Here is a 14,725-nt window from a genome sequence, read left to right on the forward strand (position 1 = left end):
GACCGACAGAGTAATGCTTCGAAAAAACAATTCAGGACTTAGTCTGTCGGTCCGGCATATTACCGCTCGCGCGTGGCGGCGAAGCGGATCTTGGCATAGCGTTCGGCGATGTAGTTCACTTCCCACGCGCTTTTCGCGAGGAAGACCGGGTTGCCGTCGCGATCCTTGGCCATCGCGCCGCGGTTGATCTCGGCGAAGGTCTTGAGTTCGAGCGGGTCTTCCGCGGAGATCCAGCGGGCGGTCTCGTACGGCGCGGGTTCGAGTCCGGCGGCGACCTTGTATTCCGCATCCAGGCGCGAGAGCAGCACTTCGAGCTGGAGCTGCCCCACCACGCCGATGATCCAGTTCGAGCCGATGTCGGGGTAGAACACCTGCGTCACCCCCTCCTCGGCCATGTCGTCGAGCGCTTTGCGCAACTGCTTGGTCTTGGTGAAGTCCTTCAGCACCACGCGGCGCAGGATTTCGGGCGCGAAGTTCGGCAGGCCGGTGAAACGGATCGCGGCCTTTTCGCTGAGCGTATCGCCGACCCGGAGCGTGCCGTGGTTGGGGATGCCGATGATGTCGCCGGGGAACGCCTCGTCCGCGAGCTCGCGGTTCTGCGCGAAGAACAATATCGGCGAGTGGACCGCGATCGGCTTGCCGTGGCCCGTGGGGGTGAGCTTCATGCCGCGCTTGAACACGCCCGAGCAGAGCCGCATGAACGCGATCCGGTCGCGGTGGTTGGGGTCCATGTTCGCCTGCACCTTGAACACGAAGCCGGTGACTTCGGGCTCGTCGGGCGAGATGGGGGCGGGTTCTGCCGGCTGCGCGCGCGGTGGCGGGGCGTAGTCGGCGAGTGCCGCGATCAGTTCGGCGACGCCGAAGTCCTTCAGCGCGGAGCCGAAATACACCGGCGTCAGGTTGCCCGCGCGATAGGCCTCGGGGTCGAAGCTCGAATAGCCGCCCTGCGCGAGTTCGGCTTCGTCGTTCAGGCGGATCATCGCTTCGGGGCTGAGGATCTTGGCGAGTTCGGGATCGTCGATGCCGGTGAACGGGATCGCCTTGCCCATGAACTCGCGGCTGTCGCCTTCGGGGCGGCTGAGCGTGTTGGCGTAGAGGTCGTAGACGCCCTCGAACTCGCCGCCCATGCCGACCGGCCAGCTCATCGGGCAGACGTCGAGCTGGAGCATCTCGGCCACCTCGTCGAGCAGCGAGAACGGATCGCGGCCCTCGCGGTCGACCTTGTTGACGAAGGTGATGATCGGCACGTTGCGCAGGCGGCACACCTCGAACAGCTTCCGTGTCTGCGGCTCGATGCCCTTGGCGGCGTCGATCACCATGACCGCCGAGTCGACCGCGGTCAGCGTGCGATACGTGTCCTCGGAGAAGTCTTCATGGCCCGGCGTGTCGAGCAGGTTGAAGGTGATCCCCTGGCGCTCGAACGTCATCACCGAGGAGGTGACGGAGATCCCGCGCTGCTGCTCGATCTTCATCCAGTCGGAGCGCGCGCGACGCGTCTGGCCGCGCGCCTTCACCTCGCCGGCGAGATGGATCGCGCCGCCGAAATACAGGAGCTTCTCGGTCAGCGTGGTCTTGCCGGCGTCGGGATGCGAGATGATCGCGAAGGTGCGGCGGGGGAATTGGGTCATGGCGTGGTCCGGGGCGCGAGTTTTGGCTCGCTTGGAAAAAGAAGGTTAGGCCGGGTTAGGCCAAGATGCAGTCCGCGCGCGGTGCGGCGGGATGCAGTTGGAAAACGCGGCGGGCTTGGCGCCGCTATTGGCAGATGTGGGGCGTGTAGGACAGAGGGGGCTTGGAGCGGGATGCCTGTCGCATTGTGGCGCGAACTGCTCGCTCTATGAAAGGAACGCTGCCCTAGCCTGCACCTTAGCGCTCTCCCCTCCCTGAAAGGGAGGGGTTGGGGGTGGGTCGGTCAGCTTGAGCTGCGACCGTGCCATGATGCGGAAACCTACCCACCCCCTGCCCCTCCCTTTCAGGGAGGGGAGTTCGTCAGTGCTCGGCGGCCAGCGTCACGCTCATGGTGATGCGCTTCGTATCGCCCGCAGCCACCTCGAACACGCCGGGCTTGTCGCGATAGTCTCCCGTATAACCTTCGGGGTCGGCGATGCCGTGCCAGGGTTCGACGCAGACATAGGCCGCGCCGGGCTTGGTCCAGATGCCGAGCTTGGGGGTGTCGGGGAAGGTGATGTGGAGTTGCGGGCCAATCTTCGCGCCGTAGGTGACGGCGTCGGAATGGATCGGGTCCCAGACCAGCGCGTCCTTGGCGAACAGTTCGTCGCGAAGGGCAATTACGCGGCCCTCGACCGGCGAGGGCCGCTCGTCGATGGCGATCTGGCCGTCGGGGCTGATCGCCTTCAGCTTGCCGGGCTCGTCAGCGGAGAAGGTGATGCGATGATCGGCGCGGGGCTCGCCGTAAGGAAGCGGCCAAGCGAAGGCGGGGTGGAAGCCAAAGCTTGCCGGCATCGCTGCGTCGGTGCGATTGTGGATGACGGCTTCGATCGCGAGCGTCGCGCCGTCGAGCGTGAAGACGATGTCGAGCGCGAACGCGAAGGGGTAGGCGGAGTGCGTTTCTTCGCCGTCGGTGAGGCGGAAGGTGGCGGAGGTTTCGGTTTGCGCGACGACGTCGAACGTCGAGTGGCGGGCGAAGCCGTGCTTCTGCATCGGGTAGGATTTGCCGTCGAGACGGATCACGCCTTCGTTGACGACGCCGACGACGGGGAAGAGGATCGGCGCGTGGCCGGTCCAGAAGGCCGGGTCGGCGTTGGTCATCAGCTCGCGGCCGTCGGCGTCGTTGAGGTGCGTGAGTTCGGCGCCGTGGGGGTTAATCCGGGCGGTGAGGCGGTCGTTGGCGATGGTGATCAGGTCGGTCATGTCTGCACTCCGGTACGGTCGGCCACTCTGTACATTACACTTCATGTCATCCCCGCGAAGGCGGGGACCCAGAGTGGCAGCGCTCTCGATAGAAGCGATTGGTCAGCCAGTATGGGTCCCCGCCTTCGCGGGGATGACGAAACGGGTGCTATGGGCGATGCCTACTATCCGCGCAAACTCGCACCCTGTTTTGCTGCCGCGGCTACCACCTTGTCGGCGATGGCCTTGAGTTCCTCGTCGGTGAAGCTCTTGGCGGTTGGTTGCAGGACGATCTCGACCGCGACCGACTTGTGGCCGTCTTCCACCCCAGCGCCGGTGAACACGTCGAACACGCGGGCGGAGACGATCGCGGCCTTGTCTGCACCCTTGACCGCGCGGACCAGCGTGTCGGTGGCGAGCGCCGCGGGCACTAGGAACGCGAAGTCGCGGCGGACGGCTTGGAGGGCCGGGGGCGTGTAGGCTGAGCGGGTGAAGCCGCTCGCACGCTTGGGCGGTATCGCGTCGAGGTAGACTTCTACCGCGGCGACCGCGCCGTCGAGATCGAACGCTTTCAGGACAGAAGGGTGGAGCATGCCGAAGCTTGCCAGCACCGTCTTGGGGCCGAGGCGGAGCGTGCCGGACTGGCCGGGGTGCCAAGCGTCGCCCGCTTCACCCATGACTTGCAGGTTGTCGACCGGCGCACCCGATGCGGCGAGCAGCGCAAGAGCTTCGGCCTTTGCGTCGTACGCATCGAAGCTGGCCGCCTTGCCCTCGCGCCAGCCGCGGGGGCGGCGGTCGCCCGCCAGGACCACGCCTAGCGTCGCGCGTTCGGCATCGGCGAGGTAGCGGCGGCCGATCTCGAACAGGCGCACCGTCTGTGCCCCGCGCTTAAGGTTGCGTCCTGTCGCCGCGAGCAGGCCGGGGAGTAGCGAGGGGCGCATGACCTTCAGGTCTTCGCTGATCGGGTTGGCGAGCGTCCAGGCGCCGCCGCCGAAGGGGGCTGCCTCGGCGTCGGAGAGGAAGCTCCACGTCACCGCTTCGTCGAGGCCTCGGGCTGCGGCAGCGCGACGCGCTCTACGTTCGAGCTTCTGCTCGGGGGTGGCGGTCGGTTTCGCGACGCCGGGCATGCGCGGGAGGGGCGTCGAGGGGATATTGTCGATGCCTTCGATGCGGACGACTTCCTCGACGAGGTCGGCGGGGCCGTCGACGTCGCGGCGCCAGGTCGGGATCGTGACCGGCCATTTGCCTTCGATCGTCGAGAACAACGCGTCGCTGAACGCATCCGCGGACTTAATCGCTCCGATCGTGAAGCCGAGCGACAACAGCGTGCGGGCCTGGCGTTCGGGGGCGACGTGGAGCCCGCCGAGGTCTGCGCTAAGGCGTGGGTCGTAGTGGATTACGCGGGGTTCGAGCGGGGGTTCGCCCGAGCGCGTGACTTCGCTGGCCGTGCCGCCGCAGATGTGGAGGACGAGGGCGGTGGCGATCGCGAGGCCGTCATCGAGGAACGCCGGGTCGACGCCGCGTTCGAACCGGCTGCGCGCGTCGGAGGTGAGGGTGAGCTTCTGGCCGGTGCGGGCGATGTGGTCGGGATCGAAATAGGCGCATTCGATCAGCACGTCGGTGGTGTCGGCGGCAACGCCCGAATGTTCGCCGCCCATGATGCCGCCGATGTCGTGCACGGCGGTGTCGTCGGCGATGACGGTCATGGTTTCGTCGAGCGTGTAGGTCTTGCCGTTGAGCGTGACGACCTGTTCGCCGGGCTTGGCCTTGCGCGCGACGAGGCCGCCGGAGAGCTTGGCGCGGTCGTAGACGTGCAAGGGGCGGCCGAGGTCGATCATCAGGTAGTTGGTGATGTCGACGAGTGCGGAGATGGGCTTCTGGCCGATCGCGATGAGGCTGCGGCGCATCCAGTCGGGGGATTCGCCGTTGGTCACGCCGGTGACGGTTTGGGCGAAGAAGGCGGGGCAGCCGGCAGTGTCGTCGGTGCGGACGGACGGGCCTTCGCCTTGCGTGGCGATCGGGTCGAAGATCAGCGGCGTAAGCATGCCGAGCCCGGCTGCGGCAAGATCGCGGGCGATGCCGCGCACGCCCATGCAGTCCTGGCGGTTGGGGGTGATCGCGACGTCGATGACCGGGTCGGTCAGGCCGGCATAGTCGGGGTACGGCGTGCCGATCGGCGCGTCTTCGGGGAGTTCGATGATGCCGTCATGATCTTCGCCGAGTTCGAGCTCACGCGTCGAGCACATCATGCCGTTGGATTCGACGCCGCGGATGCTGGCGAGCTTAAGCGTGACGTCGAGGCCGGGGACGTAGGCGCCGGGTGCGCCGAACACGCCGACTAGGCCGGCGCGCGCGTTGGGGGCGCCGCAGACGACCTGCAGCGGGCCGTTACCGGCGTCGACCGAGAGGATTTGCAACTTGTCGGCCTGCGGGTGGCGTTCGGCGCTGAGGACCTTGGCGATCTTGAACGCGGCGAGCTTTTCGCCGGGGTTCTCGACGCCTTCGACTTCGAGGCCGATGCGGGTCAGTGCCTCGACGATCTGGTCTAGCGTGGCGGTGGTTTCGAGGTGCTGCTTGAGCCAGCTGAGGGTGAACTTCATGCGCCGACTCCGCCGGACAGAGTGGGGACGTCGAGGCTCGAAAAGCCGTAATGCTTGAGCCAGCGGATATCGCCGTCGAAGAACGGGCGGAGGTCGTCCATGCCGTATTTGAGCATGGCCAGGCGGTCGATCCCGCAGCCGAACGCGAAGCCCTGCCATTCGTCGGGGTCGAGCCCGCACGCTTCGATCACCTTGCGGTGGACCATGCCCGAGCCGAGGATTTCGAGCCAGCCATCGGGCTCGGCGCCACCGACGACGCGCTTGCCCTTCACGAGGGTGTAGCCGACGTCGATCTCGACCGATGGCTCGGTGAACGGGAAGTAGCTGGGGCGCAGGCGGAGCACGATGTCGTCACGCTCGAAGAACGCCTTCACGAACGTCTCGAGCGTCCATTTGAGGTGGCCGAGCGTGATGCCCTTGTCGATCACGAGGCCCTCGACCTGGTGGAACATCGGCGTGTGCGTCGCGTCGGAATCCGAGCGGTAGGTGCGGCCGGGGGCGATGATGCGGATCGGCGGTTTTTGCGAGAGCATCGTGCGGATCTGGACAGGCGACGTGTGCGTGCGGAGGAGCGAGAAGGTGGTCTTCTCGTCGGCGGTGCCGGCAGCCTTCGCGTCGATCCCCTGCTGGAGATAAAAGGTATCGTGCATCGCCCGCGCGGGGTGCGTCTCGGGGATGTTGAGCGCGGTGAAATTGTGCCAGTCGGTCTCGATCTCGGGGCCGGTGGCGACCGCGAAGCCCAGGTCGGCGAAGATCTCGGCCAGTTCGTCCATGACCTGGCTGACCGGGTGGATCGTGCCGGCGGGCGTGGCGTCCGCGGGGAGCGTCATGTCGAGCGTTTCGCTGGCGAGGCGCGCGTCGAGTGCGGCGCGTTCGAGCGTGGCTTTGCGGTCGGCGATACCGTTGGCGACGGCTTCGCGGAGGCCCTGGATCTGCGGGCCTTGGACGAGGCGCTCTTCGGGCGTCATCTTGCCGAGCGTCTTCAGCAGCAGCGTGATCGTGCCCTGCTTGCCGAGCGCCTCGACCCGGCACGCGTCGAGCGCATCGAGCCCGGATGCGGCGGCGATCGCCGTCAGCATGTGGTCGCGCATCTGGTTCAGGTCTTCGGTCACTGTTTCGCCATCCTAACTTCGCGCGTCTCTATCGCTCTACTTGTCATCCCCGAAGGCGGGGATCCATATGAGCTACCGGTTCGGTCGTCATCACCGTAGCGGTTATGGTTTCCCGCCTGCGCGGGAATGACGGAAAGGCGGGAGGCCCAACCCTATCGCCAGATCGTCCCAGTCCAGATTGCTTTCTTCGATCAGCCGAAGCTTCCAGTCGCGGTTCCACTTTTTCAGCTGCTTCTCGCGCGTGATCGCCGCTTCCATCGTGTCGGCCATCTCGTAGTGCACCAGCCGGTAGATGCCGTAGCGGGAGGTGAAGCCCTTGATCAAGCCTTCGCGGTGCTGGTGGATGCGGCCGAGCAGATTGGAAGTGACGCCGATGTAGAGCGTGCCGTGGCGGCCGGTGGCTAGGATGTAGACGCAGGGCTGCCAGTCCATCCGTTTTTCCCCTCCCGACACCGCCGTCATTCCCGCGGAGGCGGGAACCCATACTGGCTGACGTCGGGGGTGATCACAATGGTTCGGAGTTTATGGGTTCCCGCCTTCGCGGGAATGACGATTTAAGGGCAGACGAGCGATCCGCGTGCCGCGCCGCGATCCACCCCAAACGCAGAAAAGGCGCCGGTGGTCTCCCACCGACGCCCTCCCGAAACTCACCTCAGTCGCGAATTACGCGGCCTGGGGAAGTGCCGCCTTCACCTGAGCGACGATCGCGCTGAAGGCTGCGCCCTCGTGCATGGCGATGTCGGCCAGGACCTTGCGGTCGAGCTGAATGCCCGCAAGCTTCACGCCGTGCATGAACTGCGAATACGTCAGACCCTCGGCGCGGACGCCGGCGTTGATGCGCTGGATCCAGAGGCCACGGAAGGTGCGCTTCTTAACCTTGCGGTCGCGATATGCGTACTGTCCGGCCTTCTCAACGGCCTGACGGGCGATGCGGATGGTGTTCTTGCGACGGCCATAATAGCCCTTCGCCTGAACCAAAATACGCTTGTGCTTGGCGCGGGTGGTAACACCCCGTTTTACGCGTGCCATTGTCTAATTCCTTCTCAGCTCAACGCAGGCCGTAAGGCGCCCAGGCCTTAACCGCTGCGGTATCGGCCTTCGACAGCAGCTTGGTGCCGCGGTTCTGACGGATGTACTTGCCGTTGTGATGCGCCAGACGGTGACGCTTGCCGGCGACGCCGTGCTTGAGCAGGCCGGTGGCGGTGAGCTTGAAGCGTTTCTTGACGCCGCTCTTGGTCTTCAGCTTGGGCATTTTTATCCTTTCGGTTGACGAGAGGAACGCTGAAATCGCCGCGGCAGCCCACACTGGCCGGGCGATTCGTCGAACGCGTTCCCTTCGAGGAAGCGGGCCGCATAGACGGGTGTGCGACGAGACGCAACCTCATGGTGGAACCGCTGGGCGGGTCATGCGATAGGCTTTGCATGGACGCCAGCCCGACCCAGCCGATCGACGCCCCCTTTTCGGGGCCCGAACCCGTCGACACGCAAAAACGTCGCAAGTGGCGGATACTGCGCAACATCCTGCTCGGGATCGTCGCGGTCCTCGTGGCGATCTGGCTGGTGCTGTATATCACCAAGGGCCGCTTCCTGAAGCATCCGTTCGAGCGCGTCGTCGGATCGCTGACGCACCGCACGCTCAAGGTCCGCGGCGATTTCCAGCTCTATTTCGCGCCGTTCCGCATCAAGCTGAACGCGGAGAACTTCACGCTCTCGAACCCCGATTGGGCGAGCCGGCCGAACCTGTTCCGCGCGGACAAGCTCGATACGCGGATCGCGCCGCTGTCGCTGATCTTCGGCAAGCGGCGGCTCTACTGGCTCGATCTCGTCAACGGTGACGTCGATCTGGAGTGGAACAAGGCGCACAGCGCGAATACGTGGACGTTCTCCGAGAAGAAGGGGGGCAAGCCGCTCGAGTTTCCGCGGATCGACGTCGCGACGGTGACCGGCACGTCGGTGCGCTATCTCGACCCGCGGATGCGGATCGTCGCGGACCTCAACATCGCCGACATTCGATCGGTCGACGCGACGATCGGGCGTGCCGTGGGGGTGACAGGCCGAGGCCGGCTGCGCGAGACGCCGTTCACGCTGACCGCGCAACTGCTGTCGCCGGATGCGACCGCCAATCGGGGGCAGAACAAGCTGGTTGCGCGGGCAAGGGCGGCGGGCAACGTGATCGACGTCGCGGGTACGCTGCCGAGCATCGCCGATGTCGAGAACGTGCCGCTGGCGGTCACCGCGCGTGGCGCCAACCTGTCGACGCTGCTTGGCATCATCGATGTCGCGATCCCAAACACGCGGAAATACAAGCTGCGTGCGCAACTCATCAAACAGGGTGACGAGTACGCCTTTACCCGGCTGCGGGGTGTGGCGGGCCGGACCGATCTCGCTGGCAAGCTGACCATTACCAACGGCGAGCGCATCCATCTCGATTCGGTGCTCACGACCAAGAGCCTCGACATCATCGACGCGGCCCCGTTCATCGGCTTCAATCCCGACATCGTCGAAACGCGCGGCGCGGTGGCCGCTGCCGCCGCGACGGGCGCCGCTCCGCAACGGCTGTTGCCTGACGGAAACCTCCCGGTCGCGACGATGCAGATCTTCGATGCCGACCTGAAATGGACGATCGGCATGGTCAAGTCGCGCAACCTGCCGATCGCCAACGTCGATCTGACGCTCGATTTGGAGCGCGGTCGGCTGGCGCTGTCGCCGCTGACTTTCTCGATGGCCCGCGGCAACGTGGCCTCGGACGTCATCTTCAATACGCGCGCGCGGCCGAGCGCGGTGTCCTACGACATCCGCCTCGCGCCGACGCCACTTGGTCGACTGCTGAAGGGCTATGGCCTGACCGAGGCCGGGACCACTGGCACGGTCAAGGGTCGGATCAAGCTCGACGGACGCGGCGACTCGATCCATGATTCGCTGGCGTCGTCGCGCGGGCGGATCGCGTTCGTGCTGCCGTCAGGGGCGCTATCGGTGCGCAACGTGCAGCTTGCAGAACTCGATATCGGCACGTTTGCGCAGCGGATGTTCCAGGGGAAGCTCGACGAGCCGGTACAGATCAATTGCGGACTGATCGGCTTCACCGTGCGCGGCGGGGTCGCGGCGGCGGACCCGATCCTGATCGACACGCGCAAGAACGTGATCGTCGGCCGCGGCGGGTTCAGCTTCCGCAACGAGGCGGTCGACTTGGCCTTCCGTGCGGATTCGAAGAAGTTCAGCCTGTTTGCCGGGCAATCGCCGGTGGGCGTCGAAGGGATGTTCGCAGCACCGAAATTGAACGTGATTTCGAAGGATTTGCTTGCGCGGGTCGGTAGTGGGCTTGGACTTGCGCTGGTGGCGACGCCGGTCGCGGGGATCCTCGCGTTCGTCGATGTCGGCGATGCGAAGTCTACCGCGTGCGGGCCGGTCCTCTCTGGGGCTACGGCGGCAGCGCAGCGGACCACCAAGGGCCAGCCGCGGGATGACGTCGGGCGTGGCACGACCGCCAAGGCCGAGGATGGGAAGACGAATTCTGCGGAGAAGAAGGGGCAGCGGAAGAAGTTCCTGGGGATCTTCTGAGGGCGTGAGGGACGGTACGCCCCCTTCCCTACCTTGCTCTTCCTCGCGTCACGCGAGCGCCGGCTCGATGGCTGGGCGCGTTCAGAGGGCTAGCGTTGCGTGTCCGTGGGTCCCGGCGTCCGCCGGGATGACGGATGGGGGCGTAAGCGGGGTTTGGTGGTGGACATGCGGGTCAGTTGTTGCTCGCCAGTTGTTGCTCATGGATATGAAGCACATCCGCTGCTCGGGCGGAATCGCGGCGTTCGCGTTGAATAGCGGCTTGGCTACGACGCTGTCGTTGCGAAGCACTTACTGCTGACCACACCAACCCCGCCACCCCGGCGGACGCCGGGGCCCATGGTTAGGTGCGCGTAGACGGCTAGCGCTCCATGTTCGCGAGCCCCGACGTCCGCGGGGATGACGAGTGGGGGGCGATGATGTGGGGCGTTGCGGTTTGCGATACCGCTTTTGTGCCCCCTCCCACTTGCGGTTTTGAGCAGAGCTGATCGCGGGCCGGGTGCCGGTACGTACGTCGCGCCCTCCCCTAGCCCCTCCCGCAAGCGGGAGGGGAATCCTTATCCGTGGTCGTGGCCGTCGTGTCCTTCATGGGCGTGCCCGTCATCCTGCAATCGGTGCATCGCTTCGAGCACCTCGTCCATCCGCGCCGGGTCGCCGATCGCTAGGACATGGCCTTCGCTCTCAGCCGTCAGCGGGTCGCCGTTCCAGTCGCACATGCGGCCGCCCGCCCCCTCGACTACCGGCACCAGCGCCGCGAAGTCGTAGAGCTTCAGTCCCGACTCGCACACCACGTCCAGATACCCGCTCGCGAGCAGGCCGTAATTATAACAGTCGCCGCCATACACAGGCCCCTGGCGCGGGTTACCGCCAGAGATCGCAGCGACGAGTGCGAGGTAGTGCGGGACGTCGACCTCGTCGAAGAGGTGCGGGCTGGTGGTGGCGATCGTCGATCCTGCCAGCTCGCGGCAGGTGCGGGTCCGGACCGGTACCCCGTTCAAAGTGGTCGGACGCCCCGCGACACCGACCCAGCGTTCGCGTTGGATCGGCTGGTCGATGATGCCGAGAACCGGCCAGCCATCCTCTACCAGTGCAATCAGCGTCCCGAAGATCGCGCGCCCCACGGTGAAGCTGCGCGTGCCGTCGATCGGGTCGAGCACCCATTTGCGGTTGGTGACGCCTGGCTTCTCGCCGAACTCCTCGCCGACGATGCCGTCACCCGAGCGCTCGGCATCGAGCAGCCGGCGCATTGCCGATTCGGCCTCGCGGTCGGCGCGGGTGACGGGGGATTGGTCGTCCTTGATCTCGACGCCGTGCTCCTGGCGGAAATAGGGTCGGATGACGTTGCCCGCAGCATCCGCGAGGCGGTGCGCGAGATCGATATCGGCTTGGGTTACTGGCATATTTCCAGCCTATCGAGCGCAGCCGTTACGGGCAATGGACGGATCGTTCGTGTCGGCGTAGGTCATTGCGATCCAACCGGAGTATCATCCATGCGCCTCGTCTCGACACTTGCAACCGCCGCTGCTCTCCTAGTCGCAGCGCCTGCGCTGGCGGCGCTCGCGCCCGGTGCCAAGGCTCCGGATTTCACCACGCGCGGCGCGATCGCCGGCAAGGTGTTCACCGTCCACCTCGCCGAACAGCTGAAGAAGGGCCCGGTCGTCCTCTACTTCTTCCCAGCGGCATACACCGGCGGCTGCAACGCCGAGGCACATGCCTTCGCCGAGGCGATCCCCGCCTTCACCAAGGCGGGCGCGACCGTGATCGGCATGTCGGCCGACAATGTCGAGACGCTCAGCAAGTTCTCGGCCGAGAAGTGCGCGGGCAAGTTCGCGGTCGCCAGCGCCGGGCCGAACGTGGTCAAGGGCTACGACGTCGCGCTCGGCAAGCAGATGGCAGGGCGCGACATCACCAAGCGCACCAGCTACGTCATCGCCAAGGATGGCCGCATCGCGTTCGTACATGACGAGATGAACCCCGAGGCGCATGTCTCAACGACGCTTGCCGCAGTCCAGAAGCTCAGGGGCAAGTAATGATCGATACCGGACCGGCAAATACCTGCCGTCCGGTGACATTATGCTGACGCCAACGACCTGCACGGTCACGGCGTCGGCGACCGCGTGCTGACCGTGATCGGTCAGCGATGGCGGCCGAAACCCCGTTCCAGCGTGCTGCCCAGTTACTCTATTACTGCCAAGAAAGATGGTCGCGATCGGATTTGCTCGGGGTGATCCCGGGAATTGGCGCAATGTGCGACGAAGAGGTGGTGAGTTTTACCAACTCGATCTTCATAAAATCGAGAAGTCCCACGAAATCAACGAAGTAAGAAACTGGCACGGGCCATGCAAATCATTCGATATCGGCAGCCGGATGGTCCGGCGCCCGACCATCGAAGGAATATTTCATGTCGATCCGTTTCGAAACCGCTCAGCGCATCGCCTTCTCGCTCGTCGGCGCATTGTTCTTTGCAGCCATCGCAGTCGGCACCGCCGTCCCGATCATCCCCATCGCCTGATCGAGATACATCATGAACCGCAGCATCCTCATAGGCTTGATCGCCTTTTCGACCACCGTCCTGCTGATCGCCACGCATACCGGCGGCGCGCTCGCCTGAAAACCAAGGCGCCGACCGGCGACAGGTTCAGGCAGGCGCGCCGACCCCCACCGGGCCGACCGGTGCTTCTTCCTCGCGCGAATAGGTACCGATCAACAGCCCCGCCGCGAGCACATGGCCGGTGATGGCCTCGATCACCGCCGAACGCCCGGGCGTTGCGCCGACCTCCCCTGCCCCCGCGCCGATCGCAAAAACCTGGAACGCATAGCGGTGCTCGCCATGACCGCTGGGCGGATCGGGCGGCAACCAGCCTTCGCGCAGATAGGAATTGCGGCCGACGTCGTGACCGTTCGCGTCGCCCTCACCGTCCGCGGCGATCGCGCCCTCCGCCAGATTACCCGCGTCCGCTTCAAGGCCCCAGATGATCGCGTGGACCAGCGGCTGCGGGGTCGGGGCATCGGCATCCTCAACGATCAGCACCATGCGTTCGGTTCCGGCGGGCGGTTCGCTCCACACGAGTGGCGGCGATATGCCTTCTCCGTCCGCGGTAAAGCGAGGCGGCAACCGCGCTTCGTGCGCAAACGCCGGGCTGGTCAGGTTCAGTGTGTCGAAGTTTTCGCCGAGCTGGACGATCGCGAGCTTATCGATACCGGCGCGCAGGCCGCTCATCGCGTGGCCCAGCCAGGTGGGGATATGTTCGAGCATGGCTTATCCTTCGGAAGGGCAGGTTTCGGCTCGACGCGCAGGCGCCGCACCATCATACCAGTCGCTCTGCGGGCCCATCTTGGCCGCGTCGTGGTAGCAGACCTGAGTCTTGCCGCGCTTCGGGTCGACGATCACCGTCCAGTTGTGGTTGCCGCAATTATTCTCTTCGCAGCCCCAGGATGCGACTCGGTCACCCATATTGAAAACCGGCGTCGCTGGCCCGGAGCGACCGCGGATCATCTCGCGCAGCTTCGCATCGCCGACTGCGTTGACGAGGCCGGTCGCAACATCGGTGCGATCGAAGAAATCGACGCCGCCGACCGCATCATGGGGGTATTTCCCGACATAGGCGGTGATCGGCGTGGTCTGCGCCTGCCCTGCGATCGGCTTTGGCGCGCGAGTTTCAGGGGGAACAAAACCGCTGGGCGACGCGGTCTTGGTGGGATCGTCGTTGCGACCGCATCCGCCGACGAGCAGGGGCGCCGCGAGCAGCGCGACCGCGATTGCCGTCCTCATGATCGCACCGTCGTCATTGCCTGATCTCCTGAACCTCTCCTGCAACGCATCGACCGGCAGCGTGGTTGCGGAGGCTATGCGGTGCGACCATGTCGGGCGGATGAAGCATGATCTCGATCGTTTCGTTGCGGCGCAGGACGGCGTCTATCCGCAAGCGCTGGCGGAGTTGGAGCGCGGGGCGAAGCGCAGCCACTGGATGTGGTTCATTTTCCCGCAGATCGCCGGACTGGGGCAAAGCGAAATGGCGCGAACCTATGCGATTGCCGGGGCGGACGAGGCTCGGGCGTATCTCGCGCATCCGGTACTTGGACCGCGACTGATGGCGGTGACGCAGGCGGTGACTGCCGCGCCTGGCTCGGCCCAGACGATCCTTGGCGGCATCGACGCAGTGAAGTTGCGGTCGTCGATGACGCTGTTCGCAGCGGTTGCCGACGACCCGACGTTGTTCCGCGCCGCGCTCGACCGGTTCTTCGGTGGCGAAGACGACCGGGCGACGCTGGACCTGCTTGCGTCGACGCCGCGATAAGACGCCTCAATAAGACGGGTGTATCGTTGGCGAAAGGTGTAGCATCGCCCCGGGGCCTTCCGCCCCGTGAGGTGTGGTCATGGCCAAGAGCCAGAAGAAATCGAGCAAGGAAGTTCGCAAACCCAAGGCCGAAAAAGCGCCCAAGGCGAATGCGTCGAACCCGACCACCAAGGGTAAGCCGGTTGAGATGACGACGCTCAACTAGGGCGTTTGGCTGGGCACCGTCGTTCGCGTTCGACGGTCGTTTGGCGCATTCAGTCCCCGTCATCCTGACGCAAGTGAGGATGCAGGGTAACGGGCGTCGATCGTCTGG

Annotated in this window: 14 protein-coding genes; 4 read left to right on the forward strand and 10 right to left on the reverse strand. The window is 65.4% G+C overall.

Features of this window, described 5'->3' with window-relative positions; genetic code table 11:
• Positions 1-59 precede the first annotated feature (59 nt).
• From QFZ54_RS11665 to rpmI, 7 genes are all read right to left on the reverse strand, one after another.
• A complete protein-coding gene (locus QFZ54_RS11665; protein WP_056061393.1) occupies positions 60-1,628 on the reverse strand; it encodes a peptide chain release factor 3 in 1,569 nt (522 codons plus the stop codon).
• A 358-nt stretch (positions 1,629-1,986) separates the two neighbouring features.
• Complete coding sequence (locus tag QFZ54_RS11670; RefSeq protein ID WP_307087248.1) at positions 1,987-2,868, reverse strand: aldose 1-epimerase family protein; 882 nt, start codon at positions 2,866-2,868, stop codon at positions 1,987-1,989.
• Between the two features lie 164 nt (positions 2,869-3,032).
• On the reverse strand, positions 3,033-5,447 hold the full coding sequence (pheT, locus tag QFZ54_RS11675) for a phenylalanine--tRNA ligase subunit beta (RefSeq protein ID WP_307087249.1): 2,415 nt from the start codon (positions 5,445-5,447) through the stop codon (positions 3,033-3,035).
• Complete coding sequence (pheS, locus tag QFZ54_RS11680) at positions 5,444-6,538, reverse strand: phenylalanine--tRNA ligase subunit alpha (protein WP_307089414.1); 1,095 nt, start codon at positions 6,536-6,538, stop codon at positions 5,444-5,446. Before pheS ends, pheT begins: the two co-directional genes overlap by 4 nt.
• A gap of 123 nt (positions 6,539-6,661) precedes the next feature.
• Positions 6,662-6,991, reverse strand: coding sequence for a GIY-YIG nuclease family protein (locus QFZ54_RS11685; RefSeq protein ID WP_307087252.1), 330 nt, complete (start codon positions 6,989-6,991; stop codon positions 6,662-6,664).
• A gap of 231 nt (positions 6,992-7,222) precedes the next feature.
• On the reverse strand, positions 7,223-7,588 hold the full coding sequence (gene rplT, locus QFZ54_RS11690; protein WP_307087254.1) for a 50S ribosomal protein L20: 366 nt from the start codon (positions 7,586-7,588) through the stop codon (positions 7,223-7,225).
• Between the two features lie 19 nt (positions 7,589-7,607).
• The gene (gene rpmI, locus QFZ54_RS11695) at positions 7,608-7,811 is read right to left on the reverse strand and encodes a 50S ribosomal protein L35 (RefSeq protein WP_031395289.1); all 204 of its coding nucleotides are present in this window, start codon (positions 7,809-7,811) and stop codon (positions 7,608-7,610) included.
• A 170-nt stretch (positions 7,812-7,981) separates the two neighbouring features.
• On the opposite strand from rpmI, the gene QFZ54_RS11700 reads away from it, so the two are divergent.
• Positions 7,982-10,117 carry an AsmA family protein gene (locus QFZ54_RS11700; RefSeq protein ID WP_307087271.1) on the forward strand — a complete coding sequence of 712 codons (2,136 nt, stop codon included), beginning with the start codon at positions 7,982-7,984 and terminating at the stop codon, positions 10,115-10,117.
• Between the two features lie 554 nt (positions 10,118-10,671).
• Here the strand turns inward: QFZ54_RS11700 and QFZ54_RS11705 are convergent.
• On the reverse strand, positions 10,672-11,514 hold the full coding sequence (locus QFZ54_RS11705) for an inositol monophosphatase family protein (RefSeq protein ID WP_307087273.1): 843 nt from the start codon (positions 11,512-11,514) through the stop codon (positions 10,672-10,674).
• Between the two features lie 90 nt (positions 11,515-11,604).
• Between QFZ54_RS11705 and QFZ54_RS11710 the strand changes: the two genes are divergently transcribed.
• Positions 11,605-12,144, forward strand: a complete 540-nt coding sequence (locus QFZ54_RS11710) for a peroxiredoxin (RefSeq protein WP_307087275.1) — start codon at positions 11,605-11,607, stop codon at positions 12,142-12,144.
• A 608-nt stretch (positions 12,145-12,752) separates the two neighbouring features.
• On the opposite strand, the gene QFZ54_RS11715 is transcribed toward QFZ54_RS11710, so the two are convergent.
• The gene (locus QFZ54_RS11715; RefSeq protein ID WP_307087276.1) at positions 12,753-13,370 is read right to left on the reverse strand and encodes a YbhB/YbcL family Raf kinase inhibitor-like protein; all 618 of its coding nucleotides are present in this window, start codon (positions 13,368-13,370) and stop codon (positions 12,753-12,755) included.
• Positions 13,371-13,373: 3 nt separating this feature from the next.
• Positions 13,374-13,886 (reverse strand): hypothetical protein, encoded by a 513-nt coding sequence (locus QFZ54_RS11720; RefSeq protein ID WP_307087278.1) that lies wholly within the window; start codon positions 13,884-13,886, stop codon positions 13,374-13,376.
• A gap of 100 nt (positions 13,887-13,986) precedes the next feature.
• On the opposite strand from QFZ54_RS11720, the gene QFZ54_RS11725 reads away from it, so the two are divergent.
• Both QFZ54_RS11725 and QFZ54_RS11730 read left to right on the forward strand, forming a co-directional pair.
• Positions 13,987-14,412, forward strand: a complete 426-nt coding sequence (locus tag QFZ54_RS11725) for a DUF1810 domain-containing protein (RefSeq protein ID WP_307089415.1) — start codon at positions 13,987-13,989, stop codon at positions 14,410-14,412.
• Positions 14,413-14,491: 79 nt separating this feature from the next.
• Positions 14,492-14,617: a hypothetical protein gene (locus tag QFZ54_RS11730; protein WP_259457500.1), complete on the forward strand. Its 126-nt coding sequence runs from the start codon at positions 14,492-14,494 to the stop codon at positions 14,615-14,617.
• Positions 14,618-14,725 lie beyond the last annotated feature (108 nt).

It is taken from the genome of Sphingomonas faeni (genome assembly GCF_030817315.1).
Lineage (GTDB): Bacteria > Pseudomonadota > Alphaproteobacteria > Sphingomonadales > Sphingomonadaceae > Sphingomonas > Sphingomonas faeni_C.

Coding starts and splice junctions, on each gene's coding strand:
- QFZ54_RS11665 (WP_056061393.1), bottom strand. CDS start 1,628: ATGACCCAATTCCCCCGCCGCACCTTCGCGATCATCTCGCATCCCGAC.
- QFZ54_RS11670 (WP_307087248.1), bottom strand. CDS start 2,868: ATGACCGACCTGATCACCATCGCCAACGACCGCCTCACCGCCCGGATT.
- pheT (WP_307087249.1), bottom strand. CDS start 5,447: ATGAAGTTCACCCTCAGCTGGCTCAAGCAGCACCTCGAAACCACCGCC.
- pheS (WP_307089414.1), bottom strand. CDS start 6,538: ATGCGCGACCACATGCTGACGGCGATCGCCGCCGCATCCGGGCTCGAT.
- QFZ54_RS11685 (WP_307087252.1), bottom strand. CDS start 6,991: ATGGACTGGCAGCCCTGCGTCTACATCCTAGCCACCGGCCGCCACGGC.
- rplT (WP_307087254.1), bottom strand. CDS start 7,588: ATGGCACGCGTAAAACGGGGTGTTACCACCCGCGCCAAGCACAAGCGT.
- rpmI (WP_031395289.1), bottom strand. CDS start 7,811: ATGCCCAAGCTGAAGACCAAGAGCGGCGTCAAGAAACGCTTCAAGCTC.
- QFZ54_RS11700 (WP_307087271.1), top strand. CDS start 7,982: ATGGACGCCAGCCCGACCCAGCCGATCGACGCCCCCTTTTCGGGGCCC.
- QFZ54_RS11705 (WP_307087273.1), bottom strand. CDS start 11,514: ATGCCAGTAACCCAAGCCGATATCGATCTCGCGCACCGCCTCGCGGAT.
- QFZ54_RS11710 (WP_307087275.1), top strand. CDS start 11,605: ATGCGCCTCGTCTCGACACTTGCAACCGCCGCTGCTCTCCTAGTCGCA.
- QFZ54_RS11715 (WP_307087276.1), bottom strand. CDS start 13,370: ATGCTCGAACATATCCCCACCTGGCTGGGCCACGCGATGAGCGGCCTG.
- QFZ54_RS11720 (WP_307087278.1), bottom strand. CDS start 13,886: ATGAGGACGGCAATCGCGGTCGCGCTGCTCGCGGCGCCCCTGCTCGTC.
- QFZ54_RS11725 (WP_307089415.1), top strand. CDS start 13,987: ATGAAGCATGATCTCGATCGTTTCGTTGCGGCGCAGGACGGCGTCTAT.
- QFZ54_RS11730 (WP_259457500.1), top strand. CDS start 14,492: ATGGCCAAGAGCCAGAAGAAATCGAGCAAGGAAGTTCGCAAACCCAAG.